The following is an 11,933-nucleotide window of genomic DNA, read 5'->3' as shown; positions in this document are numbered from 1 at the left end:
TTAAATCTTGGCAATTTTGACGCCAGTGGTATGCAGGTTCATACCGGTGACAGGCGACGTAACATGAGGAAGTAAGTTGCCGCAATGCACACCTTTGCCGGTGGCGCGCGCCAGTTCTTTGTTCTTTGAACCGCAGCCCATATAGGCAAAGACAGTGTCTGGACGAATACCAGGGGTGACTAGGGCATGACCCTCTTCGCTGCCGGTGTCGTTGTATATTCGAATTTTGTCACCACTGCTGATATTAAGCAGTCCTGCTGTGATTGGATGGATCCACACCGCATTGTCTGACATCAAGTTAGCCAACAAGGGCACGTTTTGCGTCGCTGAGTTGGTATGCACCGCCACTTTGCCTTGAATAAAAAACAGCTCGTCGGCTTTCTTCATATTCACTTCACGGTACTTAATCACCCCGCGACCCGGCGCCATCTTCTCGACCTTGCTCGAACTCAGTTCAATCTTACCTGAAGGTGTTTTAAAGCTAAGCTGGCTGGCATAGGTGCCATCAGCATCCAATGGCTTGGCATTGGGATAGCTTTCAACAAACTGCTTCACCATTGCAGGTTCACGTAACAGCAGTGGCTTACCGTAGCTTACCCAACCTTCACTCTTAATTTTATTGAGTAGCGAAACATTCTTGCCCACTTGAAACAGTTGTAGCGTTTCCATGTTCTCCCAAGGGAAGAACTGGCCTTGACCCAACTTGTCGGCAAGCTCCTTCCAGATAAGCCAACTCGGTTTGGTATCACCTATGGTTTCAACCACTTTCTGACGCACGTAATAAGCAGGGTTCTTGCCTGACTTATCGACAATCTCTTCGTCGCGCTCTAGGTAGGTAGATTCTGGTAGGAAAATATCAGCATAGGCGGCGCTTTCGCTGATATAGATGTCACAAGCCACCACAAAGTCGAGCTTCTTCATCGTTTCAACGACCCGAGCTCTGTCTGTCATGGTCTGCATTGGATTGGTACGGCTCATCACCCATGCGTGTAACTGATATGGCGTCGCAGTGAGCGTGGCATCGAGAATAGTTTGATACACTCCACCAGATGACCAAATCAGCGAGTATTGCTCATCGACCATATCGATTCGTTTAGCATCGATTTTAGGCATACCTTCAACGCCGGGTTTTGCCAGTGTTGGTGCGGCTTTCTCACCCGCAAACTTATTATACTTAGCGGCCTTTTTGCCAAAGTACAATCCGCCTTTACGCTCAATATTGCCCACCAGCACGTTGGCGGCATATAGCGCACGGCGCATCTCAAACTCTTCGGTGGTAAATGATGCGCGATGACCAAAATCGACCAGAGCATGGGGCGCGGCAGCGGCATATTCGTGGGTTATACGACGAATATCTTCAGCAGGAACATCACTGATAGATTCAGCCCACTCAGGGGTATAGGCTTTGACCTCTTTGGCAAACTCAGCAAAACCTGAGACAAACTCAGCCACAAATGCTTTGTCATATAAATCATCTTCAATGAGGGTGTGACAAATGGCTAATGCTACGGCGACGTCAGTACCTGGCTTGATTGCATACCACTCATCGGCTTTATCTGCCACAATCGAGAAGCGTGGCTCAAACACCACTAACTTGGCGCCTTTTTCCATTTGTGCATTCATCATGGCTCTGGTTTCAGACATGTTGATGCCTTCGTAGAGATTATGACCAAAGTTGATGATGTATTTAGAGTTACTTAAATCACGTTTAACCTTGCCACCCAACATGGCCTTAGCGGCGACCACATAACCTGCTGGACAGGTCGTTGCGTGAGTGAACGTATTCGGGCTACCAAACGCCTTAGCAAGGTGAAACAAATGTCCAGAAAGTGAGCCAGATTTCGAGGAGAAAGCCACCGACTCAGCGCCATGTTGTGCTTTAATCTTATTGAGGTTTTCGGCAATAATCCCGTAAGCTTCATCCCACTCTATTTCAGCCCATTTTCCCTCTCCTCGTTCGCCAACGCGTTTTAATGGCTTAACGATACGTTGTTTATCATATAGCTGGCTATGCCCTGCACCGCCGCGGGCACAGACTGCTCCGCCATAAGATTTTGCATTTTTATTGCCCAGTATTGAAACGTTCTTGCCATTAACGACTCGAGCAGTGATAGGGCAACGGGTTGAACACATCTCACAAATACTGGCAACTGATTCAGCGCTGCCCTTCAATGTGGAATGCCCTAGAGCAGCTAAGGAGCCTGGCAGCGTTGCGAGTGCGCAACCCGCGGTGCCCGCTCCAGCTCCTTTGATAAAGGTTCGCCGATCTAATTTCATGGTTATTCTCCCAGTAGACAATGGTACTAAGTGCGTTGAAGGAGGAGTTTTAGCTAGGTGACTCGTCCTAAACTTTTCACTATTGTCTGCTAGGCGTTAAACGTTGAATATTGTGGTAAACCACATATCGACACTCATGATGTAAGCTTTGTGAGCCCGTTCACAATTCAAAAAATGCAGCCACAAAAGAGGTTAACTTGTCTATTGTGGTAAACCACATATCGACACTTCTTGACGATAAATAGCGTTTAGATAATTAAAATCAACCAATTACAAAGTTATTCAACATCAAGCTTCTACCTTTCGTTGACAACCTCGCTTCTTTAAGCTGATTTTAGCAATACAGCCTGTCTGCTTGTCATCTCGGTTTTTTAACGAGAATGCACCATCATGTTCACTGACGACTTCATTACATATAGCCAGCCCTAGGCCTAAACCATCCTCTTTAGTGGTAAAAAAAGTGGCCATGACAGAATCAGAATTCTGCGATAATCCGGTGCCATTATCGATAATCAACACGTCAACTTGATGCTCTTTAAATATCAGTTCAATGGTTATCTCCCCCTTGCCTGAGCTTTGGGTTTGAGTTTGGGTTTGAGACTGAGATTCTGCAATAGCATCTAAGCTGTTTTTAGTCAGGTTAATTAGCACCTGTAGCAAGCCGACGCGATCAGCTGTAATGAAGAAGGGCTCTCCTTTAATGCGCTTATTGATTAGAATATCTCTGCGCTGTAGTTCTAGCTTCAACAGTGAAACACACTCATCCACAAGACTGAGAATATTGACGTCATCCATTACCGACTCTCGCCGTTTAAGCAGACTGCGAATTCGGTGCACCACCTCTCCCGCTCTGGTTGATTGTCGATGAATTTTTTCCAGCAGTTCGATACTCGATGCGACATCGCCCGCTTGATTTCCCTGCAACCGCATAATACCGCCCTCGCTATAGCTGGTAATGGCGGCAATGGGCTGATTGATCTCATGGGCTAAACCCGCCCCAATCTCGCCAATAATGGAGGCGCTTTGTAATCTTTCAAGTGCGATAGCTTGTTGCTTTAGCTGTCTTTCGGTTTCGATTAACGACTCACTCTTTTGATGGAATCGATACTCAATCCACAAGTGATAGAGGGTTGCTATCACAAAAACAAAAATAGCAAAGATCCCCCAATGGCGATTATCCTTGAGCCAGTTCTGTACACTCTCCCAGCGGCTGCGATCAGTGCCTTTCACATGCAGTTCACTAAAAAGCTGGATCACCGCTAGCTGGCTAATGGGTGATGTCCAGCCCATCAGCTGCGCTTTTATCGCGGCGGGGTGTTCAGTTGGCAACTGCATTAAGGCTTGAGTGATCTGTTTACTCAAACCAATATTGACACTTTCATTGGCAGCAAAAGACCAGTTAGGATAAAGATGGGTGCTACATTGGCAATCAAACCCTTCTGGTCGGCTCGGGTTGAGAATACGAAAATCAGCCCCATTGATTAAGCCCCGCGCTATCATATCCTCAAAGGTACACAGCGGCGTAATCGCCGCATCAACATTGCCATCTCGAACTTGGTACAACAAAGGATCTAGCGGGAAACCGAGAAACTTAACCTCTTCAAAATAGTTTTCAGAGTCCATACCCAATTTGTGCATCAAGCCAACAGTCGCCTGATAACCGCCCAGCGCATGAGGATCACTAGCGGCAATCACTTTGTCTTTTAAGTCATATAGGGTGCGATAGTTACTTTCAGCTTTAACGATAATCGCTGAGCCTATTGCCGAGGTAGCACCGTTATGGCGCCTTGAACGCATGGTTGCCAGCCAAGACAGCGGGTATTGGTTGGAAAGATAGAGGTATTGACCTGGATTGGTGATAATAAACTGGATCTGACCTAACGCCATTGCCAGATTTAGTGCTTCAAAATTGCCGGGGTAAACATGAAACTGAGTCCCGGGCACCTCCTCCTCTAAATACTGCATCAATGGCTCCCAGCGCTCCATCGCTTGTTGGTTGCCCCAATTAGAAAGCACACCAACATACAGCGCTTGAGACTGCGCCCAAACACTCGAAGTGCAACACAACAGCAATATAAAAAATAGTATCCGATACACTCGGCTCGCCTCACATTAACCACCAAGCTTAAGCTTACGATAGCCCGATGTGGCCTCAATGTGATGGGACTCATGCTTTGTAAAAAAGATGTTCGCATTAAGTGCTGAACTGAGATATTTATCTTATACACCCAGCTACCTCAATGTGCTCATTTCAGCACTCTTGTAGGGTAGCTAACGAGTGAAAGAGGATGGCTAATGCCACAATTGATTAATGGGCCTGTCTACCTTGTCGATGACGACGACGCTATCGTTGATTCCATCACTTTCCTAATGGATGGTTATGGCTACAAAATGCTTAGTTTCAACAGCGGAAATGACTTTCTAGCCAGCGTCGATCTCACTCAATCAGGTTGCGTCATTTTAGATGCGCGTATGCCGGGTCTCAGCGGCCCACAAGTACAGCAATTGCTGAGCGAGGCTAAGAGTCCCTTATCGATTATATTTTTGACCGGCCACGGTGATGTCCCCATGGCAGTCGATGCATTCAAAAATGGCGCTTTCGATTTTTTCCAGAAGCCGGTGCAGGGGAAAGTACTGTCGCAATCAATAGCCAAGGGGCTACAAAATAGTCTGCAACTGCACTGCCAGCTCAGTCATCAGCAGAAGATTGAACATTTGTCAGAACGCGAAACTCAGATTTTTGAATTAATCATTGCTGGAAACACCAATAAGCAGATGTCGAACTCTCTGTGTGTCGCGATTAGAACCATTGAAGTACATAGATCAAAACTGATGAGTAAACTAGGCGCCGCCAACTTAGCGGAATTACTCAAGCTGGCGCCACTGATGAGTTCAGAGGACTGATATTAACAAACAAGTGTTAGCAAACTAACATTAGGTATTAAGAAGCTCAATTTAACAGACTTGTATTGACAACATATTGTCGCTTGGCCAAGCGGTAACCTTAGCCGTTAAAGTGACGATACCAATCCCGCACTCTAGGGAAGTGGTCTTGCACAGCATCTTTATGGGTCAGCATGCCCGCATGATCGTAATCATGCTTAAAACCATGCTTACGGCATAACAGTGTATAGTCGACCTGTTGCATCTGGCATTCGCTGATCATCCGCTTCACATCACTAGGGTTACCTAAAACGGTATCCCCCTGGCCTGCGATAAACCAAGACTTTGGCCATTTAGCATTTTTGGCTGCTTGGCTATAATCAAAACCATCATCATGATCGATCCAGTGACCACGTACCCAATCAATGCTTTGCAATAGTGAGGAACGTGACTCGTTATCCATACCGACTTTCAACTTACTCGCGGGAAGATAACCACGATTCCAAGCAATAAAGGGCGCGAGTCGATTCCAGAATAGATCCACTTGTAACCACTTACTCAATGACTTCACTTCGATTCTCCGCTTACTGCCAAAAGTGACGAGTGAGGCGACAGACTGCTGCAGCGAATCATAGCGAGCGATAGCACTGGCCATCAGCACGCCGCCCCACGAGTGACCACACCAATGAACAACTTCCGTTTTAGGATGCAGAGAGAGAACATACTGCTGAATAAGCGGTAGCTGCTCGCGAATAACCTCACCCTGCCCGACTGTAAACCCAGGACCAAGTTTGGGGGTACTAAGGCCTCGACCTAACGTATCCAGCACGTAAACCACAACGCCAGCCTCCGCTAAGTAGCAGCCAAGACCTTTACCTGAATCGCTGTAAAAAACCCGTCCATTAGACATAGCGCCATGTAACATCAGCAAGGGGGGGTGACTCATATCGGCATTGTCAGGGAGCAGTTGTCTTAAGTGAAGATGACCATTTTTGTATGCCACATAGAAAGATTTTTGTTGGATATTCACGCCTTAACACTCATGTTTTTTAACAACTAAACTACTGAGGTCATGCCAGAAAAACAAGAGTAATAACTCTAACTCGATAATTCAAACAAGTTAAGTAGTAAAGTAACGCTATTAATCAGGCTGATAGCTAGGTTTTAAAACAGAAAATAAAAAGCCCACAAAATGACGCTTTGTAGGCTTATCGGTGAACTATCCCTTTACCATATCGCTAAGCCATATCGTTAAGCAATATCGCTAAGCCATAGCACTAAGCCATAGCACTAAGCCAGCCCGCTTACTTAAGCTGGAATAAATAGGGAAGCACCTTAAGATTTAGTTTGCCGATATTAGCATCGGCCGCTGCCGCGAGTTTAGGCTTAGCGTGATAAGCGATACCAAAGTCGGCAATATTGATCATATCAATATCATTGGCACCATCACCAATCGCCACTCTCTGACCGGCCTCTATACCCCATCTCTTTGAACAATTAACCACGGTATCAGCCTTAAATTGAGCATCGACAACTTGACCAGATACTGTACCGGAAAGTTTTCCGTCGGCGATATCTAACTCGTTTGCGAAGGCAGCATCAAGATCTAACAGCTGCTGCAGATGATTGACAAAAGGCGTAAAGCCTCCTGAAGCCACAACTGTGCGCCAGTGATACTGCTTCAACTCTTTTATGCTGTCAGTTAACCCCGGCATCAAGGGAAGCTCAGCACACAATTGCTCTATTATCTCCGTGTCGGCATCGGTCAGCTGTGCCACTCGGGCACGTAAGCTCTCTTCAAAATCGAGCTCACCTTGCATCGCTTGCTCAGTAACCGCAGCCACTGCAGCGCCAACACCGGCCATTTCGGCAAGCTCATCAATACACTCTATCTCAATCGCGGTTGAATCCATGTCCATCACCAGCAACCCCGGTTGATTGAGAACCGGCGCATCGGCTTTTATTTCAAATACTTCAAGTTGCGGCACGTTCGTTAATGTATCAAACTCCAATGGTTCAATAGCGCAAACTTCAATGCAGCTAAGCCCTGTCGTCCGTGAGATTAGCGCAAGGCTTAGCTCCCGGGTCTGAGACACTAAGTAGCTCTGCACTGGCACTAGATGCTGACTATCTGCAAACAGGATCCGATAACGATATTGACCCGATGGAAAAAGAGTCTCAACATGGCGAGAGAAACTTTGTTCCCCGGCACTAAAAGGCATGCTACTTTCACTGCTTAACCATTCAAAAACAGTGGATTGGCTCAAATTTTCCATTAGTTATGACTCTCCAACTACCGAGTAGCGACATAATCAATTATGATTAAGTGAGTACACTACAAATTAAGGGTTTCAGTGTTTTATTTAAAAGGCCTAAAAAAGAGCCATCGAATAAGCAGGATATTGCAGATCCTTGTCGCTATTGCATTATTCATTGGTCTGGATCAGTTGTGGGAAACTAGCCTACTACAAGGACAACAGCTTCTAAAGTCCCAAACTGAAAAGATGGCGAGATTATTGGTGCAGCAAACAGCCTATGGCGCGGCTCCTGCGCTGCAATTAGAGAATGATGAACAGCTGCAGTGGCTAGCAACCGCCTTAGTACTTGACCCTAAAGTGATGTCTGCCACTATTTTCAGCGAAGATGGCGTAAGGCTATCGTTCGCACAAAGTGTTACCCAAGAGGACTATGAAGCCGATTCAGAGGAGATGACTCTGCTGCTTGAGCAATATCCACCCTATGTCGAATCCGTTTCTCAAGATGGGAAAAACTTGGGTTATGTGGAAGTGAGACTGGAGCCAAAATACTTTTTTAACGAAATTAAAGAAGCCCATCAAATCAACATGGAACAACAGCAGATGATGCTTGTCATTGCTGGGCTGATAGGCATGTTGTTATCACGGGCACTGTCGTTCAAGCGTGCCGATTTTGATAGACGCAAAGCCAAAGTAAAACTACGGCAACTACTCAGTAAACGAAATGCAAAACACCGGCAAGAAGAGACAAATAACCAAGACGATGAAACGGTGACATCGACCGACAATGAGCCGAAGAAAGAGTAATTCATTATCGGTTAGTCGTTATATACAAAAAGCTATAGATACAAAAAAGCGGACAGCAATATGTCCGCTTTTTTATGACCAATAGAACTGTCAAGCAGGTCTATTCACGTTACAGCATCACTCATTAAAGAGTGATTGCAGCTTCAAGTGTCATTTCGATCATTTCGTTAAAGGTGGTTTGACGCTCATCAGAAGAGGTCTTTTCACCCGTACGGATATGATCAGATACAGTACAAACACACAATGCTTTAGCACCGAACTCAGCAGCAACACCGTAAAGGCCAGCAGCTTCCATTTCGACACCCAAGATGTTCATCTTTTCCATAACGTCAAACATCTCTGGATCTGGCGTGTAGAACAGATCAGCAGAGAAAACGTTACCAACGCGGAATTTAGTGCCTTTAGCTTCAGCGGCTTTAACCACGGCGCTAAGTAGGCCGTAATCAGCGATAGCAGCGAAGTCTTGACCTTTAAAACGTAGACGGTTCACTTGAGAATCAGTACAGGCGCCCATACCGATAATCACGTCACGTACTTTAACGTCAGTGCTAACCGCACCACAAGTACCAACACGGATTAGGTTTTTAACGCCATAATCTCTAATCAATTCAGTTGCATAAATTGAACAAGATGGGATACCCATACCTGAACCCATAACTGAAATGCGAGTACCTTTATAAGTACCAGTGAAGCCTAGCATGTTACGAACATCGGTAACTTGCACAACGTCTTCTAGAAACGTTTCAGCAATATATTTAGCGCGTAGTGGATCGCCAGGAAATAGAACTGTATCGCCAAATGCACCGTCTACGGCATTAATATGTGGTGTAGCCATCAGAAAACCCCTATTTATATTTTTCAGACCGTCGTTAATACTAGAGTCTTTGTTTGCAAGCGGCCCAAATTGAGCCGCAAAATTCAGAATTTGTTGGTTTACGAGCGAATAAATGATTCGCCATAATCCATAGGTTCAAGCTCGAAATAACTCGCAATTGATTGGCCCATATCGGCAAAGCTACTACGTAGTCCAAGCGATCCAGGCGCTAAACCTGCGCCATAAGCAAGAACGGGTACTCTTTCACGCGTATGATCACTACCTGGCCAAGTTGGATCACAACCGTGATCTGCGGTTAGCAGTAAGAAATCATCTTCATCTAGCAAGGCTAGAATTTCAGGTAAACGTGAATCGAAGTATTCTAGGCTACGTGCGTAACCTGCGACATCACGGCGATGGCCAAAATGCGAGTCAAAATCAACGAAGTTGGTAAATACTATCGTATTATTACCCGCTTGCTTAACCTGCTCTAATGTCGCGTCAAACAGTGCTTCAAGCCCTGTTGCCTTTACTTTTTTAGTAATACCGCAATGGGCATAAATATCAGCAATCTTACCGACACTGACCACTTCACCGCCGGCGGCTTTGAGCTTATCGAGCACCGTTGGTGCTGGTGGCTCAACCGCATAGTCACGACGATTACCAGTTCGCTCAAAATCACTTGGGCCAGTACCCACAAATGGACGCGCAATAACGCGGCCAATGTTGTAGTCGCTAAGTTCTTCACGAGCGATAATGCAAAGCTCATAAAGCTTCTCAAGACCAAAGCTCTCTTCATGACAAGCAATTTGGAACACTGAGTCGGCAGAGGTATAGAAAATTGGCTTACCCGTGCGCATATGCTCTTCGCCAAGCTGCTCTAAGATCACAGTTCCTGAAGAGTGGCAGTTGCCCATAAACTCAGTCAGACCCGCTCGAGCAAGAATTTTGTCTGTAAGCTCCTGGGGAAAAGAGTTGGTTAAATCGCTAAAGTAGCCCCATTCATACAAAACAGGTACACCCGCCATTTCCCAATGCCCACTAGGGGTATCTTTGCCAGTGCTTAATTCATCTGCATGGCCATAAGCACCGATGATCTCAACGTCATCGCCAAATCCAGCAGGGAATTCGCCCGTGCTCTCTTTAGATGCATGACCTAGGCCTAGACGCGCCAAGTTAGGTAATTTTAGTGGTCCTTCACGACCATCATTTGCTTTACCTTCAGCACATGCTTGTGCAATATGCCCGAAGGTATCAGATCCAACGTCGCCAAAGGCTGCAGCATCTTGCGCTGCTCCGACGCCAAATGAATCAAGCATCATGATTATAGTACGTTTCATAAACTGTGCTCCGTTACAGATCTGACTCGCGGATATAACGATATATCTCGGGAGTTTTCTCTGGCTTGGTATCGCCAATATGAATCGCTTTTTTAACTGCAGCTGCCGCTTCAGCAAAGGCGTCTTCAGATTGAGCGTGTATAAATGCAATTGGCTTGTCAGCGCTAATTTCATCGCCGAGTGCACACACTTTGGTAAGACCTACGCTGTAATCAAGCTCATCACCGGGCTTGCGACGTCCGCCGCCTAAAGTCACAACAGCAAGGCCTAGCTCACGTGTATCCATGCCCGTAGCAAAACCTGCTTGGTCAGCATAAATAGGACGAATAATCTTTGAGTCTGGCAAGTATTTACCGTAGTTCTCGACAAAGTCTGTCGGGCCACCAAGACCTGACACCATACGGCCAAATATTTCTGCCGCTTTACCGTTATCCAGTACTTGGTTCAACTTAGCGCGTGCTTCAGCTTCGTTACTGGCAATACCACCGAGAATCAGCATTTCGGCACAAAGGCCCATGGTAACTTCGTAAAGACGTGGGTTACGGTATGCGCCGGTCATAAAGTCGACCGCTTCTTTTACTTCAACGGCATTACCCGCACAAGAAGCCAAGACTTGGTTCATGTCGGTCAATAACGCGGTAGTCTTAGTACCAGCGCCGTTGGCGACTGCAGTGATACTGCGCGCTAGCTCTTCAGAGGCTTCGTAAGTTGGCATGAACGCGCCAGTACCAACTTTAACGTCCATTGCAAGAGCATCAAGACCAGCAGCTAGCTTTTTGGAAAGAATAGAAGCAGTAATAAGCGAGATAGATTCGACAGTAGCGGTGTTATCTCGAATAGAATAAAAACGTTTATCGGCAGGAACAAGGTCGCCAGTCTGACCAATAATTGCCACGCCAGCTTCTTTTACAACTTTACGAAACAGTGCACTATCGGGTTCGGTGTTGTAACCAGGAATAGCGTCAAACTTATCGAGTGTGCCACCGGTATGACCCAGTCCACGACCTGAAATCATCGGTACATAACCACCACAAGCTGCAGCCATTGGGCCTAACATCAAACTAATGACATCCCCCACACCGCCAGTTGAGTGCTTATCAATAATAGGACCGTTAAGATCGAGAGATTTCCAATCTAGAACGGTACCAGAATCACGCATTGAAGTGGTCAGCGCGATACGCTCGTCCATATTCATATCGTTGAAGTAAACAGCCATGCCAAACGCCGCTATTTGACCTTCTGAAACAGTGTTATTGGTGATGCCGTTAACGAAGAATTGGATCTCTTCAGTTGAAAGAACTTCAGCATTACGTTTTTTACGAATAATTTCTTGAGCTAAAAACATGTACTACCTCCAAGAGTGTAACTGAATTCCCATTTTTAGATGTTTTCAGTTAACAACCTGCTAAAGGGAATCAAAAGTCGTAATATAGTTACATACTAACGGACTTTTGATACACCTAATTAGATTTAGATCACACTTAACAACAAGTTTAATCAGTAAAGATTAGTAACCTTGTGGTCCTTTTGCTACATCACCTAGCTCAAGCGTATGCA

At 45.9% G+C, this 11,933-nt stretch carries 9 protein-coding genes; 2 read left to right on the top strand and 7 right to left on the bottom strand.

The window, feature by feature from the left end:
- Together phsA and L2755_RS16055 are read right to left on the bottom strand one after the other, a co-directional pair.
- Positions 1–2,277: a thiosulfate reductase PhsA gene (phsA, locus tag L2755_RS16060; protein WP_248981692.1), complete on the bottom strand. Its 2,277-nt coding sequence runs from the start codon at positions 2,275–2,277 to the stop codon at positions 1–3.
- Positions 2,278–2,565: 288 nt separating this feature from the next.
- Entirely contained in the window at positions 2,566–4,374 is a 1,809-nt protein-coding gene (locus L2755_RS16055; protein WP_248981691.1) for a sensor histidine kinase, read from the bottom strand.
- A 198-nt stretch (positions 4,375–4,572) separates the two neighbouring features.
- Here L2755_RS16055 and L2755_RS16050 point away from each other — a divergent pair, with 198 nt between their 5' ends.
- Positions 4,573–5,181, top strand: a complete 609-nt coding sequence (locus tag L2755_RS16050) for a response regulator transcription factor (protein ID WP_248981690.1) — start codon at positions 4,573–4,575, stop codon at positions 5,179–5,181.
- A gap of 100 nt (positions 5,182–5,281) precedes the next feature.
- On the opposite strand, the gene L2755_RS16045 is transcribed toward L2755_RS16050, so the two are convergent.
- Together L2755_RS16045 and serB are read right to left on the bottom strand one after the other, a co-directional pair.
- The gene (locus L2755_RS16045; RefSeq protein ID WP_248981689.1) at positions 5,282–6,190 is read right to left on the bottom strand and encodes an alpha/beta fold hydrolase; all 909 of its coding nucleotides are present in this window, start codon (positions 6,188–6,190) and stop codon (positions 5,282–5,284) included.
- 274 nt (positions 6,191–6,464) lie between these two features.
- A complete protein-coding gene (gene serB / locus L2755_RS16040) occupies positions 6,465–7,436 on the bottom strand; it encodes a phosphoserine phosphatase SerB (RefSeq protein ID WP_248981688.1) in 972 nt (323 codons plus the stop codon).
- Between the two features lie 78 nt (positions 7,437–7,514).
- Between serB and L2755_RS16035 the strand changes: the two genes are divergently transcribed.
- Complete coding sequence (locus L2755_RS16035) at positions 7,515–8,222, top strand: YtjB family periplasmic protein (protein WP_248981687.1); 708 nt, start codon at positions 7,515–7,517, stop codon at positions 8,220–8,222.
- 124 nt (positions 8,223–8,346) lie between these two features.
- On the opposite strand, the gene deoD is transcribed toward L2755_RS16035, so the two are convergent.
- The 3 genes from deoD to deoA form a co-directional block, all read right to left on the bottom strand.
- Positions 8,347–9,057: a purine-nucleoside phosphorylase gene (deoD, locus tag L2755_RS16030; RefSeq protein ID WP_248981686.1), complete on the bottom strand. Its 711-nt coding sequence runs from the start codon at positions 9,055–9,057 to the stop codon at positions 8,347–8,349.
- 98 nt (positions 9,058–9,155) lie between these two features.
- Positions 9,156–10,376: a phosphopentomutase gene (locus tag L2755_RS16025; protein WP_248981685.1), complete on the bottom strand. Its 1,221-nt coding sequence runs from the start codon at positions 10,374–10,376 to the stop codon at positions 9,156–9,158.
- 13 nt (positions 10,377–10,389) lie between these two features.
- A complete protein-coding gene (gene deoA / locus L2755_RS16020) occupies positions 10,390–11,721 on the bottom strand; it encodes a thymidine phosphorylase (protein WP_248981684.1) in 1,332 nt (443 codons plus the stop codon).
- Between the last annotated feature and the right edge of the window lie 212 nt (positions 11,722–11,933).

The organism is Shewanella abyssi (assembly GCF_023284025.1).
GTDB lineage: Bacteria > Pseudomonadota > Gammaproteobacteria > Enterobacterales > Shewanellaceae > Shewanella > Shewanella abyssi.
The sequence above is the reverse complement of the archived record's forward strand: the minus strand, read 5'-3'. Positions and strand labels throughout refer to the sequence as shown.